Here is a 21,544-nt window from a genome sequence, read left to right as displayed (position 1 = left end):
TGACTATGCGTACAATAGAGAAACAATTGTCTCCCTATACCCCTTCTATTCCTCATTTATCAAGTGAGGATGTACAAGGACTTCAAATATATCGAATACATGAACTAGATAAAACCTATGTATTCCATTCTTATGACGAATTGGTTAAGTTTAAGCAGCGTTTAACTGAAGAACAGTATGTCATACTCACTTTCATTGGAATTCATACATCTGTTCGATTTAATCATTTATTATATTTATTCAAGAATAAATATTCACGTAAGAAAATAAATGATGCACTTCAAGGATTACTCTATTATCATCTGATTGAAAAATGGCAAGTAGAGCTTTTTGATATGGAGATCTTTGAAGAAACATATACGTTATCCGATAATGGTTATAAACTCTTAAAGTACTGGCAAGGAAATATGTTTTTCTTTGCTCCAGAGCGAATTGATAATCATGGTAAATATATTCACCTGCGTTATTGGCATGATATAGACTTACTTTGTCATTTACGTTACGCTCCATCATTTTTAGGACATATTATGCACCCATCTATTAGTAAAGGAATTTTTACCCCTCCTTTAAGTTTTGCAGTGCAAGGCGGAGTAGATCAAGTGTGTAATTTCGTTTTATACTCCACTCTATTAACAGATAATAAGGGGCGCTTAAAACGTATCATTGCCAGCTGGAAAGATTTCGTAGAGTCAGGAAAAGATGTTGTTATAAAAGATTTAGGGAATAACCCTACAATCCTAGTTATTTATGTTTCTACTAAAAAACAAGCAAAACAAATTAATAATGAACTACTACTCGATTTAATTCCTGGTAAAGTATTGCTATGTATAGGGGAAACCTTACATATACAAGGATTACAACATGCATTTTACCAGCCCCTTGCAGAAGGGGAGATTAAACAAGTAAATACAAAGCTATTCACAGCAAACTAAGCCCCCCTTACAAACTATCGCTTTCTTTTAAAGGGGGGCTTAGTTTGTAAATAAATAGATTATATCAAGTAATACCGTGAAGTTTTCCTACTAGTCCTTTATATTATTTGCAATTGCTCTTTCCTCTTTTAAAAAGTATCGTCTTGAATATCCCTTGAAAAATAAACAATATTTCACAATTAAATTTTTATCTTTCTTAATTTTTCTATGTTCTTTAATAATTCCAACATTAGAATTTTTTTGAGATACAGATAAGATTTTATTAAGCTCATTACTAAAAAGGAATTCAAATTCTTCCCTTTCAACAGAAAGAAGACTAAGTATTTGCATATATGCATCCACTAAGAACTTTTTTCTTATCGCGTGTGTTTGCATAAATAGGTGGGTACTAAACTCTTCTCTTTTAACATTAATAGACAATATTGTACGCTCTATTTCATTTAATACAGACAATAGACTACTCTTGGTTATTTTTTTCATTTCTCCTTTTCTATTAACTTGCTTTGGCTGAATTAAAGCAGTTAAACAACTTATTATATATTGACATGCTTCTTTTAATAAGACAGTCCTTTCGGCTATACGTTGTAATACTTGTTCTAAATTAGTTTCAAAGTTCTTCCTATCTTTCACAATACTAATAACATATTTTTCATAATCCTTTTGGAATTCATTCTTTTTCTCGTAAAAACCTTCTGCATAACAAAGATGATCAGTATACAATATCGGTAACATGGTAGAAAAACCCTCATAAAAATCTATAATTTCTTGCACCTTATTTACTCGGATTTGTTGAGTTTTTAATCTATTTATATTCATAATTTCTCTCCATCTATTTTCGTTTAAAACGTACATAATTAAGGACAAAAAAACAAATTTTCAAATATATATTATGTTGTTGCAGTAATTTTACACTAGAGTTATTATCAAAACATCCCAACAAAGGAAGGTGAAAAAAATGATTAAATCTCAAAAAATAGAATTTGAGGGATACAGTAACTCTATGCAAAGAAATTACTATTCTATCAGATTTTATAATGAATTTGATAAAACTAAATTTGCAATGAACTTTAATTTAAGACTTATTGATCCATGCATTCAAGCTGAATCAGATTTATATGACCCGTTAGTCATTAATGTTAATTTCGTTAATTATAGCGAAAAATATGTACTATCACTCATTCATCAATTTGCCATTTAAATTTTATATTTGTATTAACAACTACAAAGAGTAATAGAGCTAACCAGTCTATTACTCTTTAGCACAACCTTTTAACCATACTACATGTTACTCCTAGCATACATTTTAATCCACAAATCAAATCAAAAAAATTTTGAAGTATTGTGTGAAAATTAATAATCCTGTATCTACCTCTATACAAAGTACGGATTTTGCGAAATAATATTCTTTGACACCTTTATGCAGAAAAAACAATATATATGAATATAATTATTCCGTGTAAAGGAATATATTTGAAAGGGGTAACACATTGCTACGTATACAACGAGGCTACATGTATGATCCAGATGATAATGAGGTCATTGTGAACGAAATTTTCTACAACGCTGCATCTGAACAAAAATTAGGCAGCAAAATGGGTGTGTTTGCTGCAGACAAGCTACCTACTTCTATTTTTGAAAAAGTTCAAGAAAACGAAAGTATGTCTTATATGGAAAGTATGGAAGTAGAAGAACAAACCATTCCAGAAATACTTTGTTATTTAGACCAAAATCAAAAGCCAAAAAAACTTTATTTTGAAATGCAGTACATGGACTAATACCAAGAACTGAAAATAAGAGGGGATTTTCAGCAGGGGTAACAAGGGAGCTATTATTAATACATATAACAACTGCATAGAAGGTCCCTTCTTATCTTCATTTTATTAAAAATAATTGAATATCATATAAAAATAGATTAATATAAACGTATATTTATTGTTTAATTGATTCCGTTTATTCCCACACCTTATTGTGTTGTGGTTGAGTTGTAGAAGCAAGTTTTGTTTCTTGTTTCAATTGTGAAAGGGCTTCTTTGAGCCGATTAGTGTATATATAGCTTATTTTGCTATGCACGTTTTTAATCGACTTAAAGAAGCCCTTTTTGTGTTGTCTTTAAGTTAGGAATCACTTGTACGTAGACCTTCGGGCTAATAATATGCGAAATAAAAAAGTACACCTATTGTGTTTTTTTGTTTCATTTAGAGGAGAGATTATATGAAATTTTACAAAGTATAGCATAAGAAAAAGAATATGAAAGTCATTAATACTCATAATAACCATGAAACAATGGGCCTTTATTTAACAGAAACATATCCTATCTTCGATTGTGTAAGGTACCTAAATGTTTAAAAGTTAGGCACACAGGTAATAACCATTACAAAATAATGTGAATAACAGCACTAGGTTTACAGCGTTTCTTATTATTGTTAAAGGTTTTTGAATTTGACATAAAAGAAAGAGATTAATTTCTAATTCATAGTAAACTAGATAAAGAGTGGAATATAAAAATTAAAAACTAGAGAATGTATATAGAAGTAGGGTACTTGTTGCAATGCTAAAAACACTAGAGATTAGGATTTGTAAACCAGAGAGGAGTCATATAATATGATTACAGTTAACCGAGGGTATATGTACGATCCAGATGATAATGAAGTTCTAATTACTGAGATTTATTATGAAGCTGCTACAGAAACTAAATTAGGGAGTAAGATGAATAGCTTATCTTATTCAGTTCTTCCTAATAACATTAAAGAAAAAATAGAAGCAGTTACTTCATTATCCTATATGGAGAGCATTGAAATGTCACAGCAATTAGCTGCTGTATATCAGAATGAAATTAATACGTATGGAGAACCGGAAAAATTGTACTTCGAGTACACAAATATGTAAGAAGAGAGAAGGCATTGAACGACCTAGTTCAATGTCTTTTTTTGAATAAATTCACAGAGATAGGAAAAATAGAAATACGGTAAGTAACTTTTACTGTATTCATCTTAAGTTCATATTTGCAGGTGAGTATTCAATAACAGGAGTTAACGAAGATTATAATCTAAGCGGGATTATTTTTCTAAAATAAATATACAAGGGGGCGGAAAGGAGGCATGTTTTTTTGTCTCCTTCTTTTATTATGAGGACATTTAAAACTCTCCAATTCGCAATGTTTACAAATATTAAGCATTACATGTTTCTGCTTACAAAGATTGAGCCAATATTAGAGGAACCACATCATGACTATAAGCTATTTCAATTTATTTGCGAGTTAGAGATAAATCAAATATATGAAGCACTTGAAGGCCAGAGGAATGATACTTATATAGATTCAAATGCCCATCCAGTATATACATACACTTATTAAGCAGGCGAATTTACTTCAATATGTTATTTCCATTGTGCAGGAGGAAGGAGTTATCCATACTGCATCGATACTATTGATGCACTCATTTGACTTGTACACCGTACATAGGATTACAAATTTATCAATTTCATATCTAAGAAACTTAGGGAATACACTTTCAAAATAAAACTAGGGGGATATCTACAATGAGCATTATTATCAATATCGCAAAAGGAAAAAAGCTTGTACCATATATTGTTTTAATAAGTAAAAGAGGAAATAGTAGTGCAGACGTTAGCCTCTTATAAGAATTCAAGCAGGTTACGAATGTTACCAAGCATTGCAAAACGTTGGAAAACAAGAAAACAAGAAAAAAAAATATATAATAGCAGGGAGAAGAGAAACGCATGTATAATATACTTAAACGTCAATTTAATTACATTATCCGAGGGGTGATTCGGATTAACGAAGAGGTACAAAGAGAATTGGACCTATTGGTGCAAAAGATTCGTGAAACTGTATCTTCTGTCCAAAAAATCATCCTTTTTGGCTCTCATGCATATGGCACACCAAATGAAGACAGTGATTTTGATCTCTGTATTGTTGTGGAAGGTGTAGGAGAAAGAAAAAGGGAAGTCATTAATCGTATTAATTGGGGTATTTATGATGTTATGGAAACACCAGTTGATATTTTAGTGTATGGACCAGAAGAGTTTCAAGAACGTGCTAGCCGTACCGTTACTATGGAACATAAGATTGCACTAGAAGGGAAGGTCCTATATGAGAAATACTGAGGATCTAAAAGAGTGGGTATTTATTGCAAAATCTGATTTAGATTCTGCTAGTTACTTAACTCACATGAACCCTTTCCCTACTGCAATTATTTGTTATCATAGTCAACAATGCGTGGAAAAACTTCTAAAAGGATTTCTTGCACTAAACGGTAGAACAGTTCCAAAAACTCATAACCTTTTAATGCTGCACAAATCGTGTCGGAAATTAGATGAGGAATTCTCATTAATTTTAGAACAGTGCGTGCAGCTGAATGGTTATGCTACAGACATTCGTTATCCGTATTTTGAAGCACTTACTGTTCAAGATGGATTAATCGCTATACAACATGCTCAAAAAATAATGAGTTTTTATATGGAAAAGTTAAACAAGTTGAATATACATGAAATCAAAGTTGATTAAAAATAGAGGATATATATAAGAGAGTGCCTATTAAATAGGGACTCTCTTTTTCTATATAAAAACAGAGGAGGCATGCTCCCTAGTAGTATGAAATGATACTTTGCTATGGGGATAACAATATGATGTTACACATTATATAAGAATAAAAGAAGGGGGGATAGTGACATACAGAATAATTCTATATGTACTATTCCTTTTTGTATCACAAATAATCTCATTTACAACAATATTCGCATTAGTTGTCCATTGGTATCAACTTAATACCCTTATCGATTCTTATAAGCCTTTTAATATCTTTATCGACCTTTTTCCACCAAAAATCTATTGCAAGCCAACATTCTTTATTTCCTCATAACTAGCTCTTTTTACATCTACGTGAAGAAGATAATACTCTTAGTAACACTATTTTCCTATTAATACTGAAATTAAATCATATCTTAATAGCAATATATTTATTTTTCAAATAACTAAATGTCTTGATTTTTTGGTAAAATATCCTTAGAAGATATTTCCTGAAAATATATTAAATAAGGAATGAATAAACATGATATTAACTACACAATCACATATTAGATGGTTTGAAAATACGGGTCAAACCATTCAAACATCTGAAGGTAAAAATATTGAAGTTTTCGAATTTAAGTATGAGCAAGATGAAGAAACTTTATCTTCATGGGCAAAACATTTTCGTGAACATTATTGTTTAGATAGTGAAATTGATTTTTTTAGGGAGGGTTACAATTATACAAGAGCAGAATACTTAAACATCATAAAATTTCCTGACTCTTCTCGTACTCCAGGACCTAGTATACGGGCAGGGGATTTCGGAGAAATATTAGTAGCTGATTACCTTGAGTTTATTCTAAATTACTGGGTACCTCGTACTCGATATGGCACAAAAATAATTGGTAATGAATCTTCTAAAGGATGTGATACTCTGGCTTTTAAAATTATCAGTGATGGAGAGTATACGCCTGAGGATACACTAGCAATTTTTGAAACCAAAACACAATTTTCTGGTACAAGGGCAAACCCACGTTTGCAAAATGCTGTTGATGATTCAAAAAAAGATGTAGCTAGAAAAGGTGAGTCACTAAATGCAATTAAACAACAACTTTATCTCAAAAATGAACTTGAAGAATCAAAAAGAATAAATAGGTTCCAAAACCCTACTGATCATCCATATAAAGAGATTTCAGGGGCAGTTGCTATGTTTTCTTCAAGTCTACTGGATTTTTCAACGATTACAAATACATCTATTAATGAGCATCCAAATAAAGATAATCTAACATTATTAGTAATTCATGGTAAAAATATGATGACTCTTGTCCATGAATTGTATAGGAGGGCGGCAGATGAAGCCTGAGAGACAATCAAAAAAATTATTAAGTGCTACTAGATCAAAAGCAAAAATGAATGAATATAACGTCGAAGAAGTAGATCATATAAAACTCACAAAAGATCCAGCAACCCTTTTTACATTGGCAATAGGGTTGCTGGGTGATTTGTCAGCGTATATAAATTCCGAGAATCCAGACGAGCATTATTTAAAGGAATTGCGTGATAACCTTAAATTTTCAGCACATTTTTTTGATGCGTATTTACATACTAATCTTATGGCAGATTTAGATGAGTACGTTTTACTACTAGGCTCAGCCTCTTATTATTTATGCGACTTACCAGGAAGTTCACTTGTTTTAGTAAAACGTATTGAAATGAATAAACTTAACTTAGAATGTTCGGATTTAGATACCTTATTAGCTCGACTGCTAATTGGAAATTTCACCCCCTGTTATGTAGAAGAAAGCGGAACATATGCAATGAATATAATAGATATTTCAATTAATCTATCTATATTTTATGAGACAGGTGGAAATGAACAACATATATATAAACTCATTTCCGATCTAAGGGGTGAGGCTTATAAATTTGGTTCTCCAAGAGAGTTGCTTTTTGCTGATGTAATTGGTGCGGTAATAAGAAAAAGAATTGAAAACTCTAGTAGAAAATGTTTGCCTAAATATTCTGGTATAAGTGTTGGGAATTGGGAATCCATTTTACAAAATAAAAATTTTATTCAAGAATTTTGGCCAGCACAACACCTTTTGGGAGAAACTGGTGTTTTTAAAGGGGAATCCGCTGTAATTCAATTACCAACTAGTGCTGGTAAAACCAAGGCGACGGAAGTAATAATACGTAGTGCTTTTCTATCAAATAGAACCTCTTTAGCTGTAATCGTGGCTCCATTTAGGGCATTATGTCATGAAATAAGTATGAGTCTGAGTAAGTCGTTCCAAAGTGATTCTATTAATATAGATGAATTATCAGATGTGCTTCAAATGGATTTTGAACTGAAATCAATACTTAGAGATGATTTCATCTTAGTTGTTACTCCAGAAAAACTTATTTACATGCTGCGCCAATGTCCAGAATTGGCAACGGAAATTGGGTTATTAATATACGATGAAGGACATCAATTTGATAGTAATACGCGAGGAATCAATTATGAATTACTCCTTACGGCTTTAAAAGGGATGGTTCCTGAAGGGGTACAAAAAGTATTAATATCCGCTGTAATCAATAATGCAGAAGTGGTTGGTTCTTGGCTTAATGGCCCTGAAAATAAAGTTGTTTCAGGAGTTAATCTTTCTCCTACATATCGAACTGTAGCACTTACAAGTTGGATGGATCGTCTTGGAAAACTTCAATTTCTGAATGAAGAAAATCCTGATGAATTAGATTTTTATGTACCCAGAATAATAGAGCAACAAAAACTGCAATTGAAAGGAAGAGAAACAACCGAACGTTTCTTTCCGATTAAAAACGATAGCAGCACTGTCTCTTTATTTTTAGGTTTAAAGCTAACTTCAAATGGAAGTGTGGCAATATTTTGTGGAAAGAAAGATAATGTATCTAGTCTTTGCGACAAGGTAGTGGAGGCATATGAACGAGGATTAACTTTAATAACTCCGTTTGAATTATCGAAAAAAAATGAATTAAGGAAACTGTATAGCCTTTATTGCTTACATCTTGGTTCACAAGCTTCTGTCACTAAAGGTGCGGAACTAGGGATTTTAACACATCATGGAAATATACCTTCTGGTATCCGTCATGCTGTGGAACACTCAATTAAAGAAGGCTTAGCAAAGTTCGTCATTTGTACATCTACACTAGCACAAGGTGTTAATTTACCTATTAGGTATCTTATTGTAACGAGTATTTATCAAGGATCTGAAAAAATTAAAGTTCGTGATTTTCAGAATTTGATTGGTCGCGTCGGTCGTTCTGGTATGCATACAGAAGGTAGTGTTATATTCGCAGACCCTAATATCTATGATAAACGTAACAGTTATAATAATAAATGGCGTTGGCGACAAGTAAAAAGCTTATTAGATCCAAATAACTCAGAACCAGTTGAGAGTTCATTGTTAAAGATATTTGATCCCTTATGTAGCGATGATAAGAAGAATACACATAATATTAATTACATAAAACTATTTGAAATTTATTTCGAAGACTCTGATAAAGCTTACGTGGGATTGGAAAAAATAGCGAAAGCATTTGCCAACGAGGGATTTTCAATTGATGGACTGAATCAACAAGTCGAATCAAAAATTAATGTACTCTCATCTATTGAAAGTTATTTGATGGCCAATTGGGAATATGCAACTAATGAAGCAGGAGAAAACTGGGTAAGCTCACTTGCTAAAGAGACTTTGGCTTATTCACTAGCTGATGATCATATAAAAGAACAAATTGTTATCTTATTTCAAATGCTAGCTAACAATATCTCAAATAATATTCCAGAAGACTCAAAAAAGAAATCGTATGGGAAACTTCTATATGGTGTGGAAACTGCTATAAAGATTGAAGAATGGACTAAAATGCATTTAGATGAACTTGTGAAGTGTGAAAGCTATGAGGAGCTTTTGAATGTTTTATGGCCGCTTTTAGCATCGAATATTAAAAATAAAACATTTAATAAATGCGAGGAGCCTGAAATTTTAAGAGAAGTCGCTATCGCATGGATTCATGGAAAGGCTTATTTTATACTATTAGATATTCTTAAAGATAAGGATATTAGGATGAAAACAAAAAAACAGCGTAGAGAATATAAAATAGATCATATTGTAGAAATTTGTGACAATGCACTTTCATATGAAGGTATGCTTCTAATTGGAGCGGTCGCGGAATTAGTTGAGTCTTTAATTACTGATCAAAATATATATTTAGTTGAAAATCTTAAGAGATTACAAAAGCGTATGAAATATGGTGTACCTAACTCTTTAAATATACTATTTTACGAATTAGGTTTTGTCGATCGGATCATTTCAAGAGATTTGAGCGGAGTTTTAAGAGATCAATCTCCACCTACAAATAAGAGAAAGTTAAAATCGTTAATTCAAAGTTACGAAAAAGATTTTCGTAAGCAATTAATAAAATATCCTTCATATTATACCTCTGTCTTAGAGAATATCTTATTGAGTAGCGACAATAGAATCGTCTAAAAGATTGAATTCAATATACACACTTACTGTAATTTCGTTATTATCAAAATACAGTCGTTTAAATTTTGGATGAACAATTGCATCTATATCATGCTCAAGTTCTAGTTCAATTAATTTTGCCTCACAATAGTTTTTGTACCAGAAAGATTTAAAAAATAGATACGAGCAATGTTTTTGCTTGTATCTATTTTTTGTACAACATATGTCCTCATTTATCACAACATTTGTATGAGCTCTTATAAGCTTATTAATAACTTCATCGACCTGCTTGTCTAAAAAAACAAAATTACTCCTTACGATAGAATTAATGTTCTGTGAAACGGAACGAAAAACGGGACAGTATTAAGTTTAATACTTTAATATAAAGAAAAGCGATTATACTGTGGGATTATTCAATAAGTTTTTCGGGAATAAAAAGAAAAATGAACAAGAAAAAATGAGAAAGCTGATTGTACAATAAATGAAGAAAAAACGCCGTCTCCATTCCCTGTGTTTTTCGTGGAAATTGATGTTCATTTAGGGAAGCAGGAGATATTTCATTGGATGAAGGAACGACAGAAAGTTACGCAGCAGAGTTTTTTCTTTTTCCCTTCAAATTATTCTAATGATTCTGCAAAGCTTACATGGATCAAACTAACTTTTGTTGTATCTAGATTTGATATAACAGAAGCAAGAGATGCTCAACGTATTATACGTCAGTGGTTAGGTATGGCGATGTACCATGAAAAGCTATTTAAGCCGGATGAATTAGAAAATACGAAAATCCTATATACTACGGAGTTTATAAGTAGGCTCTCTCGATTGCTAGAAACAGAGAATTTGCTATCTAAGTAGACTAACCATCTCTTTGCAAAAATACTTAAGGAATTAGGAAATGAGGCATTTCTAATAGTATAATATATAAATGGTATTTATAATTAAAGAAAGTACCTTTACTACTAAAGGTACTTTCTTTAACGCTAAGAGGACACATTCTATCAAAATATATTGGGGGAATATCTTTGAATCGTCATTGTAATAAAACGAAAGAATTTTTAAAAAAAGCTTTCGTAATTCTATTAGTATTTATATTATTATTTAACATCACAATAATTAAAAATCTGATAAAAGAGATGTTAATTTTTGTTCAAGGTTTTGATCTAATAGATTTTGATCTTATACAAATTAAACATTTATATTTTTTCCTGAGAAAATATGCATTATTTGGTTTAGTACTTTGCATTTTATCTTTCCTAGGAATTAATCTTTATTTGCATATTAGAAATTACTTTAAAAATCCACAGAGATATGAGTTAAATAATTTTGAGGATAGCTTATATAAATACATTGATGATAAACCCAATGGAAAAGGATACTTAGTGACAGGTGAATGGGGCAGCGGAAAAACTCATATAGTTACAGATTTTTTTGATAAATATTATAAATTTTCAAATAAGCCTATATATCGTATTTCTTGCTTTGGTCTTGATTCAAGAAAATTAATATTAGACGAAATAAAAAATCAAATTGAGATAAATGATACTTCTTTGTTTAATTGGATTCAACACGTTCCAGTAATCGGTAAACCACTTTTTAGTATGTTAAAAGGTTCTTATAGTTTAAATAGCATACCTAAAGGTTCTATTTTTATATTTGATGACTTCGAAAGAATCACTTCTTTAGGTATAGATCCAACTGGAAGCATGCAGGAATCATATCAAAAAAATAGTTTCATGTTACAGAGTAGTAGTAAAATACGGGATTTCAAGGAAATAAATGATGAATTCCGAAAAATAGAAAAAGCATTTAAAAAATATGATGAAAATAATAATGTGATATCTATTACTGATAATTTACAGAAATACAATGTGGCAACAGGATTGATTAATGAACTAATAGAGAATTATAAAATTAAGGTGATTATTATATGTAATGTTGATATATTAGGCTATAGTTTTGTAGATAAAGTTTTTAGAGGGAAATTAGATTGTATTACTTTTAACCAGACTATCACTAGAAATTCAATTAACAGTATATTTAATAGTGAATTTGATAATCAAATATTTTCAAATGCAGATGATAAAGAATTAATATCACATGTAATTAGTGATTTGGTATTAGATTTTGAAAAAGTATGGGCTTCAAATAATAATAGTAACCTTAGAGAAGTAAAATCAGTAATTCAAGCGTTCTTAGATACTACAAATATTATTAGTTCTAAAGTCAATCTAAATAAAGATTATTTATTCTCTCTTTTTTACAATATTTATATAGTTAAAATTTTACGAGATAAAAAAGAATTGACGAACTTAGATAACTTTTTAATTGGTGGTAATCTTGCATTCTTTTTAAAATTATACGGAAAACAATCTCTATATGATTCGTTAGAATTAAGCGAGCATTTCCATAATTTAAAATGGACAGGTATATCTATAGCTGGATTTTGGACACTTAATATGGAAAAACCAAATGATTTGAATAGTTCAGAAAGATTTTATATGGATTATGAATACAATGATTTAGAAAAAGCACTTTTACAACCTGATCTATATTTTGATAATGGTAATTGGATAGAGGGGAAAGTATTATTAGAACATCTAATATATTCTATAAAAAGTGAGTCAAAGAGCTATCCGGAAGAACCTACTAATAACATGGATAAATTAAATACTTATATAAAAGAAAACATAAAATTCATAATTAATTATAATCAAGCTTCTGAACAATCAATTGAAAAAAAAGTTTATAATTTCTTGGTAAGAATGCACTCATATATGGGATATAGCTACACCCCACCTGTTTTAGAAAAATGGTGGGCAGTGATATACGAATACTCAAAAGTTGAATTTATTCCTGAAGAGAAAGATTTATACCTAATAGAATCTTACAATCAGTTTGTTAAAAACAATAAACTTAGAGAAGCAGAGCTACTATAATTAATAATGATTATCTTTAACCTAAACAAAAAGAAACACATACCTTTTTATAATTTAATCTTAATAAACAAACATGAAATCAAAAAAGATATATTTTGAATAAAAGCCGTATTCTATTATAGAATATGGCTTTTATTTATATTGTTTTTCATAATTTTATACATCACTGTAAATATTGATAATATCTTTTTAAGGATATCTTAGTTTTGAACCCCATCCTACTTACCAAATCTTTTTCAGTTACTCCTTGCTTAATAAGACGGAGAATAAAAGTGTTCCTCATTTGCTGCGCAGAAATACGCCTATTTAACTCTGCTCGTTTCACTTCAAGTCGTATCATCTTTTGTATAGCAACTTCAGACAAAGCTTTTGGCGCCTCCTTTTCGTACACCCAACGATACGTACCACGATTAAAATCAAATGCCACAAATAAGGGATTATCTGTGTGTTGTCGAGGCCTTACGGGTTCCGGAATAGTCGTATAATATTTGTAAAGCTGCTGTGCATCTTCCATAGTTAAGGAGACAGACCTAGTTAATCCGTTTTCTCCAGGTACTACTAAGGTATTTCTGGTAAACTGTATATGGCTCATATTAAGCGATACAAGCTCTTGTAAAGACAAACCGTAGTTTACTATTAAATTAATTATACAAGCGTTTCTATCCATGATTAGAGGCCGATATTTAGCTTGTCTTTCTGTTAACCCCTTTATTGATAGAACAGTTTGTTTTAAAAGTGTTTCTTCTAACTCGGTAATAAAATCATTGTCATTTAGTGATTGATCCGGAATTAAAGAGAGATGAATATCATCTAATGGAGTAACTATACCTAAAAACATGTGTAATTTCTTTAAAACCACCCATATCCTGTGCCTTGTTTTAAGAGAATATTCTCGTTTTTTTTCTAACATTGAGAAATAAGCTTGATAATCATCTGCAGATATTTCATTCCATGATTTGATATGTAAAAGCAACTCATTTTCATTCAACCATCTATAAAAATCTTTAATATCGTATGCATAGCGTTGGATTGTAGAATGTTTTCGGCCTTTTTCGTTTAAATATGTAGAGAAAGCTTCTAAAGTTTTCTCTAAGCTAATTGTCTCGTTCAATATAATCACCTAATTTCTTTGGATATATTATAACAGAAAAGAAATGAAAGACCTGCAACCGGCCTTCGCTACGCGCGGTTGCTGGCATATAAAAAATGTATAAAGTGATTATGATGCCCCAAAAAGGCACTACAAAAACTAATCCCCAACGTAGTCCTTTAAAAAAACTAATCTCGTTATAGGTATTCATATCTATGTAAGTCGTATTTTTTATTACAGCCATGTTTAATCCTCCAATATAAATTGTTTATTAAAATGAAAAAAGGACAAACCTCGTCCTGTTAGGGATACGTAGGTTTGTCCTTTTGTATGTGGGTAATGATATGTTTAATTACCATTATCATAACTTAATTTACAAATATTTTCAATTAGGTCCGACATCTTATTAACAATCATATTAGTAATAATAAAATCTATTATAAATATATATCTTATATATTAAAAAGAAATAAAGATAAAACTTTTATAGGCTATCAAAAATAGGTAATAGACTTACTCGCACAAGGGGGAATTGGATGTTAGGGCATAAAAAATCATAAATAGTAGAAAATGTAACCGTAGATTTAAGGATTATTAGACTTTCAAATCTACAAAAAAACAGAAAGAAAAACATATATTTCTACATGAAATCGGAAAGAAATTAATACAAATCATTTTATATTTATCCGAACAGGGAAGTAGGATAAATTTTCTTTATTTTGGTAAATCTCTTGATATTTATCGTCCAATTATCCACAATTTATTCAGGTAATATAGATATTTGTTAACATTACTCAGTATTTACACATAACTCACAATAATCTTGGTGATTTTTATTAGATATATTCAACGATACTAGTATTCTCAAGGGCATTGGGAAAATATTATTCACATTTTATCTTATTTGTCCTCATATCCACTATTATCATAATTTTCCTTCTGATTTTTTGTAGGTATTATAGGTTAGGTTTTACTACATTAGAAGAATACTTCATAGCATTATGTGGAGAGTTATATATTGGTAGAAGAGAATTTGTATAGAAGTGCATAAAAAAGACTCCATTTTACATGAAGTCCTTCTGATTTTGTATTTATAAATAGAGTAGTATAAAAGGAGGGGGAATAAAACAAACACGAATAGCCCTCCACTTTCGACTTTTTCAAAAATAGAGAGCTTGTTGCTATTATTTTATTTCCATTGCGTTTAGCACCTGATCTGGAGCTGTTATTGTTACACCAGCACGTACTAAACGTTCGAAGGTACGCATAAACTCTAGTAAATTAAACTGTTTTGGTAGCTCAATCACACGCAGCTGCTCTTGTGGGAGTTTATCAATTGCTTCGATAAACCATTCACGCACATCACTTGGGATAGTACGGTCTTTATGACCACGAACTTTTAGTTTTTCACGCATTTCAATTTCTAAAGCAATATATGCATGGAGATTAACACCTTGATCATATGCATATTTTCTAAATAACGTTTCTTCCTGGTATTTTAGATAATTACGGTGATAAGACTCTTCCGTCACTGGTACCGCAAACTTCTGCTTCAGTAGTGCATGCGCATTCTTAAACATCTTCTTAATGTTATGAAGAGAGTACATAGAATAATGTAGACCAAAATTAAAGACAGCTTGCTCACGGTCACTATTTCTCTCTTTTGGTATATGTTGCGAAATAAGAGGGTAGATACCTTCTTTCGCAGCAGCATCAAGGATTTGATATTGAGATGTTTGATGTAATAGTTTTTTCAATGTATATACAATCTTCGTTGGATATCCTTCTTTTCGGTCAACCATATCACGAAGTCCACGAATGACACTACGGATTTGACGATGACAAGTATGCTTTAATACATGAATAAATTTATTCATGTCTGCAGACAATTCACCGATATTCATCTCTTGTAGGAGTGCTTCGATAAATTTCGCTTTTCGAGCATAGGTAGCTTTTGGTGTAAATGGATCCCTATGTTGTTCTTCTCCAGCTTCTTTCGAACATAAGAAGTCTGAATGGATAGACAGATATAATGTCGTATATCGTTTTGTATGCTTTACACCTTTTTGCATTTTACAAATTTTGAATAGGGGACTCCCCGTACATGGTAATGCAGTTGTTAATTCCTCGATAACTGCACGGATCTGATGCGGATATTTTTTATGTAAGAAACGATACATCCCACCGAAGTGAGTTTTGTTTCCTCTTTCGTCCTGCTTGTCCAAAGAACGCTTTAATGTTGTTTCTGTATGTTGTTGCATAGCGATGTCTAAGAATAGTTTCTTAGCTGCTACAGATAGCTTAAAGAAAGCCTTTGTAAATACAACAGGACTAATATATACGTATGGATTTGCTTTTTCTGTTTCCTCATTCATAAAATGAGTCAGCTTGATTGTATATCGGCCATCTACTCCGTTTTCAATGGAGATAATGTTATGTAAGTTTAATTTCTTTAATGCAATATAGAATTGAGAGTGTTGGATATAAGCAAATTCTTCTTTGTATTGCTTGTAATCTTCCCACATCATATGTATTGTTACATTTGGAATGACGCCATTTGTATAGCATTTTTTATGTAGGTACAAGAATACTTCAAGATCAGCATTCGTAATACCGTATAATTTATGTTTTCTTCCCGTTTTTTCTGCAAGTGCAGACAATGCGCGACGTGAAAAAGATGGCTTGGCTTTTTCGACAAAGCCTTCTACGTCAGCAATACGTTCTTCGTATGTCATGTGCTGCAGAATATCTTCTAAATAGGTATCTTTATAGCTGTAGTACTTCTCTTCAAATGCTTCCACAAGCTTTTGCCAAGACTTTAGTGTTACTAGTACAGCATTAGTTGTTTCCCCATTTAAGCTACGTTGATTTCGTAATACAAATGATTTCCCCATCTTTTTCACCTCCGTTCTACAAATTCAGAAATATATGCCAAAAGACTATAAAATATACCAATTTTGATTATAGCAAATCGAAAAATGTAAAAATGTCCTCCTTTAAGGCAAAATATGAAAAGGTGAAAAGTGTTTTGAATCTTAGAGCCACAAGGGGTTTCATGAATATGCCAAAAAAAATAAAGGACATGATACCGCTGTAGACTTTCATCTTTCTAGTAAGTGAAGGATTAGGGGTGAAAACTCCTGTTATGCTGGATTTAACAATGCTTTCAATGAATTTAGGTTGTAATGAAAGGAACATGATACCGCTGTGGAATTTCATCTTTTTATGTTCGTTGGATTTTAGGATTATAACTTTAAACCATTGATGTGATGGGCGTCATTTCAAATATTAGAGTTTTTGAAAGGGACACCATATAGCTATTTCGTATTTCATGTTTTTGAAATAAGGGGACATGATTCCGCTATATGTTTTCATGTAGGGGAAAGAACTTTTAAAATGAAAATTAGCATGATAAACATTGATATATAGGTAGTTTTAAGCATTTTAAGACAAATTTAAAAGGGACATGATATAGCTATAAGTTTTCACGTTTAATATTAAGAGAAGTGAACAAATCCTTTTATATCAGGGATGTAGGGGTATACGAAAAAATTTTTTTGTTTATTATTTTTAATAAAGCTATTGATATAATTTTCATCTTTATCTCGAAAGGGACATGATACCGCTATAGATTTTCATGTTTATATGAAAATAATCTTATTTAATGGTGCTAATGTTATTATAAAGTAGGCTTTACATTAGCTATGTTTTACAAATTGTTGTTGTTCTATATAATAAATAAAAGAAGAAACTTGAATGCTATGTGATGAAATGGCATTAATATTGAATGTTATTTTAAGTGAAATTTCTGACAATATTTCATATTTTTATATAAGGGAATTCATATAGCTATATTATTTCAACTTGAAATAACAATAGTTTAAAATTTAACGAAGAAGGAGGGGGCGTATGGATAATGTTCTTCAATTGTTTCGTGATGCATTATTAATATCGGAACCACTTTATAAAGATAACGAGGCATTGTGGCATAAATGGAATGCCTATTATAAGGATGTGAAAGAAGATAACAGTAAGATAGTAACTTCTTCATATCTTTCACCTTCTTTTTCAATGCTAGTACAGTGGCTTGAAAAGCAGAAAAAAAGAGGAGTTTCTTCATTACAAATATTCACAGAGATAGATCAATATAAAGATGAAATACAAGAGGCAATCGATTTATTTATTCATCAGGAGTTTTTAAGGTCTATAAAGAGTAACAATGAAATGGAATCTATTCCGTTAGTGGATGATAATCGAGTTGAACCAAATGATTATTATGAGGTTAATAACTCTGCTGTTTATTATAAGTTAAGAGATGGAATTGCAAAAAATCAATTTGAAGAGGATGAAGAAACGAAAATCAAGTCATATCCAATTGAAACAAAGGATAGTAATGGACTGGCTCAACTTTCTTCTCATAAAGATGAGGATTTAAGGTTAACAAACATAGAGGAAGCAGCTCGGTGGAATACACTCGTGGATGGTGTTATGAGTAATATGGATGACTTAACAGCAGATTGTCTGGATTCTATCACTATTCAATGGTTAAATGAGGCTAAATCACCAGATGAGTTCATTGATTTTTCATATGAACAAGTTTTAGAAATGTGTAGTATTCCTAAGGCAAAAGCTAAAGGAGTTGAATATTATCGAGCTGAAGATAAGATTAAAGTTGCTAAAAGAATTGCTGCTTTAGCAAGTATTTTTATATATCTTAATGATGAAAATGAGGTTGTAGTATTAAATGATCGTGCAGAACCTGGTAAACATTACGAAGTAAAACGTGAAATCATAAAAAGGCTATTTGTACTCGATTCAGTGGTACTTTGGAGAGATAAAAACACTAATGAATACATGGGAATAGAATCATGTCGAATTAAACCAGGTAGTTTCTTGTCAAGCTACTTATATGGCTCAAATAGTACAAATGCGTTACTCTCTAAAAAAGCACTTGAATACAATAGTTATCGACACAAGTATCATAAAAGGCTAATTCGTTATTTAACATGGCAGTGGAGAATTCGACAAATGTTTTCTAGTTTAAGCAGGCCCTATTCTATAGGTGGGAATAAAGGACTTTTAGCAGTAATGGATATTAAACAAAATCAAAAACCGAATAGAATTAGAGATCAATTAGAAAATGTATTAATGGATCTAGAACGTGAAAAGGTTATTTCCCATTGGGAGTATGAAAATAGCTTAGATGAAGAAAAATTAACAAAGAAGAATTGGTTTAAAAATTATTATTCGCAGTTAGGTATTAGAATATTTCCACCTACAGAATTAATGAATTCAATGGAGAGTTTGCCTAAAAAGAAAACTACCAATGTAATGCAAGCGGATAAAGCCACTGCAAAGAAAGAAAGTAAGCCCATAAGTGTGGATGAAAGCGAATCTTTAATTCGTGAAAAGATAGTATTTTTGCATACAAAGAAGAATATAACAATGAGGGAACTTTCAGAAGAGATAGGTATATCACAACCTACTCTTTCAAGGTTTTACAATCAAAAAACTAAGCGTCTTTCAGGTGTTGCTAATGAGAAGTTGAACCGGTGGTATAAAAGGCAAGTTATAATTGAGAAAATGTGATGAATAGGCTGATAAATTATGTATAAGAAGACTAAATTGCAGGGATGTCCTAAATATGGTATTAGGACATCTTTTTTTGCTTTAATGGGTTTTAATCTATACCTAATCATTGATAATACTCTTAATAGAGTAGTGAAATCATTGTAAAAAACGCTTCTATAGGCATGAAGAGTTTTTTTGTAAGTCTATACGATTGCTGAATATAGCAATATTTGGTCAAACTTTATGGGGTCACCTCGTTTATGAATATGTAATTTTTCATATTCATATAAAGTACATATATACATAAAAAACTATAAAATTATATTAAAATCATTTTTTTGCAAGATATATATTAAAATCGAATGATATTAATGAATTTTTCGTTTAATTAACGTAGTATAATTATTTCACTTCATGAAGTGATAGTATTACTTAAATTTTTTAAGTATAACTTTTAAAAAAACAAAACATTTAATGTCTGAAAAATCGAATAATATAAATGCGATTTTCTAGTTTACTTATAAAAAACATAGTGTTTAAATGATGGGGAAGTAAAGTCTTTACGTTCTATTAGAAAATTTTCCATCCTCGATTGTGCGAGAGGAGAAATTCTAACGTTAGATTTTACAACATATGCGATTAAAATTGTAAAAAATAATAGTGAAGAGGTGTACGGAATGAAAAATAAAATTATGGCAGGATTTTTAATAACATCAATTGTTTCTGGTGCGACTATTCCCATCAATACACTCGCAATGCCAATCGTTCAGGCAGAAACGAAACAAGATAATATAGATATTTCCTCAGCATTACGAAAACTAGGTGCACACTCCAAATTAACACAAACCTTTATAGATGGAGCCTTAGCAAGTCCGAATGTACAACTTGAAGAAGTTCCATCTTTCAATACAAATCAATTTCTAATTAAACAAGATATGAAAGAGTGGTCATCCGAACTTTATCCAAAATTAATTCTATTAAATTCAAAAAGTAAAGGATTTGTAACTAAATTTAATAGTTATTATCCAACATTAAAAGGATTTGTAGATAATAAGGAAGATAAAGAAGGGTATACAGATAGACTGGAAGTCCTTCAAGACATGACCATAACAAATCAAGAAAGTGTGCAACGTCAAATTAATGAGTTAACAGATTTAAAAATACAGGTAGATAAGAAGTTGAAAAATCTTGATACCGATGTGACAAAAGCACAGAGTATCCTTAGTTCAGAGGGAACAGGAAAAATAGATAAGTTAAAAACCGAAATGCTAGATACAAAAAAATCAATTCAAAATGATTTACAGCAAATAGCATTATTACCAGGAGCTTTAAATGAACAAGGGCTGAAGGTATTCCAAGAAATTTATAGTTTATCAAAAGATATCATTGAACCGGCTGCTCAAACAGCAGTTGTAGCGTATAACAAAGGGAAAGAAATAAACAATGCTATTGTAGACGCAGAGAATAAAGCAGAGAAAGATGCAAAAGAAAAGGGAAAATCAGATATAGAAATTGAGGCTGCCAAAAAAGAAGCTCGTGAAGCGATAGAGAAAAGTAAAAAAGGTGAAATCGCTGCAGCTGCAGTTACAAAAACAAAAGAGTATGATCTTATGAAAGTAATTGATCCTGAAAAAATTAAAAAAACATATAGTACCTTTGCTGAAATTAATAAACTAACAACAGAGCAAAGAGCACATTTAACTGATTTAGAGAAACAAAATCAGAAGTTATATGACTTAACAACTAAATTAACAGTAGCAGATTTACAAAAATCAATGATTCTTTTGATGCAAAATGATTTGCATACATTTGCTAACCAAGTAGATGGAGAAATTGATTTAATGAAACGTTACAAAGAGGATTTGAATCTAATAAGTAACAGTATTACAAAATTATCGACTGAAGTTGATACAAATAACACTCAGTCTCAAAAAGATACATTAAGACGACTAAAAAATGTAACAAATCAACTCGAAGAACAAGTTAATAAATTTTAATATTAA

Annotated in this window: 14 protein-coding genes and 4 pseudogenes; 14 read left to right on the top strand and 4 right to left on the bottom strand. The window is 30.9% G+C overall.

What is annotated here, in order from left to right; translation table 11 throughout:
* The first annotated feature begins 5 nt into the window (after positions 1-5).
* The gene (locus KZZ19_RS30045) at positions 6-932 is read left to right on the top strand and encodes a hypothetical protein (RefSeq protein ID WP_237982715.1); all 927 of its coding nucleotides are present in this window, start codon (positions 6-8) and stop codon (positions 930-932) included.
* 90 nt (positions 933-1,022) lie between these two features.
* Here KZZ19_RS30045 and KZZ19_RS30040 read toward each other — a convergent pair whose 3' ends face one another.
* The gene (locus KZZ19_RS30040; protein WP_237982714.1) at positions 1,023-1,748 is read right to left on the bottom strand and encodes a hypothetical protein; all 726 of its coding nucleotides are present in this window, start codon (positions 1,746-1,748) and stop codon (positions 1,023-1,025) included.
* A gap of 139 nt (positions 1,749-1,887) precedes the next feature.
* Between KZZ19_RS30040 and KZZ19_RS30035 the strand changes: the two genes are divergently transcribed.
* The 10 genes and pseudogenes from KZZ19_RS30035 (at position 1,888) to KZZ19_RS29990 (ending at position 12,880) form a co-directional block, all read left to right on the top strand.
* Positions 1,888-2,130 carry a hypothetical protein gene (locus KZZ19_RS30035; protein WP_237982713.1) on the top strand — a complete coding sequence of 81 codons (243 nt, stop codon included), beginning with the start codon at positions 1,888-1,890 and terminating at the stop codon, positions 2,128-2,130.
* Between the two features lie 313 nt (positions 2,131-2,443).
* A complete protein-coding gene (locus KZZ19_RS30030; protein ID WP_237982718.1) occupies positions 2,444-2,707 on the top strand; it encodes a hypothetical protein in 264 nt (87 codons plus the stop codon).
* Positions 2,708-3,533: 826 nt separating this feature from the next.
* A complete protein-coding gene (locus KZZ19_RS30025) occupies positions 3,534-3,818 on the top strand; it encodes a hypothetical protein (protein ID WP_237982712.1) in 285 nt (94 codons plus the stop codon).
* Between the two features lie 238 nt (positions 3,819-4,056).
* Positions 4,057-4,450 (top strand): annotated as a pseudogene (locus KZZ19_RS30020) (hypothetical protein).
* Positions 4,451-4,670: 220 nt separating this feature from the next.
* Positions 4,671-5,057 carry a nucleotidyltransferase domain-containing protein gene (locus tag KZZ19_RS30015; RefSeq protein WP_048560221.1) on the top strand — a complete coding sequence of 129 codons (387 nt, stop codon included), beginning with the start codon at positions 4,671-4,673 and terminating at the stop codon, positions 5,055-5,057.
* Positions 5,044-5,457 carry a HEPN domain-containing protein gene (locus KZZ19_RS30010; protein ID WP_237982711.1) on the top strand — a complete coding sequence of 138 codons (414 nt, stop codon included), beginning with the start codon at positions 5,044-5,046 and terminating at the stop codon, positions 5,455-5,457. The genes KZZ19_RS30015 and KZZ19_RS30010 overlap by 14 nt, the downstream gene beginning before the upstream one ends.
* A gap of 544 nt (positions 5,458-6,001) precedes the next feature.
* Complete coding sequence (locus KZZ19_RS30005) at positions 6,002-6,823, top strand: Hachiman antiphage defense system protein HamA (RefSeq protein ID WP_237982710.1); 822 nt, start codon at positions 6,002-6,004, stop codon at positions 6,821-6,823.
* A complete protein-coding gene (locus tag KZZ19_RS30000) occupies positions 6,813-9,965 on the top strand; it encodes a DEAD/DEAH box helicase (protein ID WP_237982709.1) in 3,153 nt (1,050 codons plus the stop codon). Before KZZ19_RS30005 ends, KZZ19_RS30000 begins: the two co-directional genes overlap by 11 nt.
* Before the next feature lie 441 nt (positions 9,966-10,406).
* Positions 10,407-10,862, top strand: a pseudogene (locus tag KZZ19_RS29995) (phosphoadenosine phosphosulfate reductase); the annotation flags it as partial.
* A 104-nt stretch (positions 10,863-10,966) separates the two neighbouring features.
* Positions 10,967-12,880: a P-loop NTPase fold protein gene (locus KZZ19_RS29990; protein WP_237982708.1), complete on the top strand. Its 1,914-nt coding sequence runs from the start codon at positions 10,967-10,969 to the stop codon at positions 12,878-12,880.
* A gap of 163 nt (positions 12,881-13,043) precedes the next feature.
* On the opposite strand, the gene KZZ19_RS29985 is transcribed toward KZZ19_RS29990, so the two are convergent.
* The 3 genes from KZZ19_RS29985 to KZZ19_RS29975 all read right to left on the bottom strand — a co-directional run bounded on the left by KZZ19_RS29985 (position 13,044) and on the right by KZZ19_RS29975 (position 16,864).
* Positions 13,044-14,000, bottom strand: coding sequence for a tyrosine-type recombinase/integrase (locus KZZ19_RS29985; RefSeq protein WP_237982707.1), 957 nt, complete (start codon positions 13,998-14,000; stop codon positions 13,044-13,046).
* Entirely contained in the window at positions 13,975-14,214 is a 240-nt protein-coding gene (locus KZZ19_RS29980) for a hypothetical protein (protein ID WP_237982719.1), read from the bottom strand. The genes KZZ19_RS29985 and KZZ19_RS29980 overlap by 26 nt, the downstream gene beginning before the upstream one ends.
* A gap of 940 nt (positions 14,215-15,154) precedes the next feature.
* The gene (locus tag KZZ19_RS29975; RefSeq protein ID WP_348638087.1) at positions 15,155-16,864 is read right to left on the bottom strand and encodes a hypothetical protein; all 1,710 of its coding nucleotides are present in this window, start codon (positions 16,862-16,864) and stop codon (positions 15,155-15,157) included.
* Between the two features lie 1,015 nt (positions 16,865-17,879).
* Here KZZ19_RS29975 and KZZ19_RS31315 point away from each other — a divergent pair.
* The 3 genes and pseudogenes from KZZ19_RS31315 to KZZ19_RS29965 all read left to right on the top strand — a co-directional run.
* Positions 17,880-18,171: pseudogene (locus tag KZZ19_RS31315) on the top strand (hypothetical protein); the annotation flags it as partial.
* Between the two features lie 71 nt (positions 18,172-18,242).
* Positions 18,243-19,559 (top strand): annotated as a pseudogene (locus tag KZZ19_RS29970) (helix-turn-helix domain-containing protein); the annotation flags it as partial.
* A 659-nt stretch (positions 19,560-20,218) separates the two neighbouring features.
* Complete coding sequence (locus KZZ19_RS29965; protein WP_237982343.1) at positions 20,219-21,538, top strand: HBL/NHE enterotoxin family protein; 1,320 nt, start codon at positions 20,219-20,221, stop codon at positions 21,536-21,538.
* Positions 21,539-21,544: the final 6 nt, after the last annotated feature.

The sequence above is a fragment of the Bacillus thuringiensis genome, assembly GCF_022095615.2.
Classification (GTDB): Bacteria; Bacillota; Bacilli; order Bacillales; family Bacillaceae_G; genus Bacillus_A; species Bacillus_A cereus_AG.
This window is presented reverse-complemented; position numbering and strand designations above follow the sequence as displayed.

Coding starts and splice junctions, on each gene's coding strand:
- KZZ19_RS30045 (WP_237982715.1), top strand. CDS start 6: ATGCGTACAATAGAGAAACAATTGTCTCCCTATACCCCTTCTATTCCT.
- KZZ19_RS30040 (WP_237982714.1), bottom strand. CDS start 1,748: ATGAATATAAATAGATTAAAAACTCAACAAATCCGAGTAAATAAGGTG.
- KZZ19_RS30035 (WP_237982713.1), top strand. CDS start 1,888: ATGATTAAATCTCAAAAAATAGAATTTGAGGGATACAGTAACTCTATG.
- KZZ19_RS30030 (WP_237982718.1), top strand. CDS start 2,444: ATGTATGATCCAGATGATAATGAGGTCATTGTGAACGAAATTTTCTAC.
- KZZ19_RS30025 (WP_237982712.1), top strand. CDS start 3,534: ATGATTACAGTTAACCGAGGGTATATGTACGATCCAGATGATAATGAA.
- KZZ19_RS30015 (WP_048560221.1), top strand. CDS start 4,671: ATGTATAATATACTTAAACGTCAATTTAATTACATTATCCGAGGGGTG.
- KZZ19_RS30010 (WP_237982711.1), top strand. CDS start 5,044: ATGAGAAATACTGAGGATCTAAAAGAGTGGGTATTTATTGCAAAATCT.
- KZZ19_RS30005 (WP_237982710.1), top strand. CDS start 6,002: ATGATATTAACTACACAATCACATATTAGATGGTTTGAAAATACGGGT.
- KZZ19_RS30000 (WP_237982709.1), top strand. CDS start 6,813: ATGAAGCCTGAGAGACAATCAAAAAAATTATTAAGTGCTACTAGATCA.
- KZZ19_RS29980 (WP_237982719.1), bottom strand. CDS start 14,214: ATGGCTGTAATAAAAAATACGACTTACATAGATATGAATACCTATAAC.
- KZZ19_RS29975 (WP_348638087.1), bottom strand. CDS start 16,864: ATGGGGAAATCATTTGTATTACGAAATCAACGTAGCTTAAATGGGGAA.
- KZZ19_RS29965 (WP_237982343.1), top strand. CDS start 20,219: ATGAAAAATAAAATTATGGCAGGATTTTTAATAACATCAATTGTTTCT.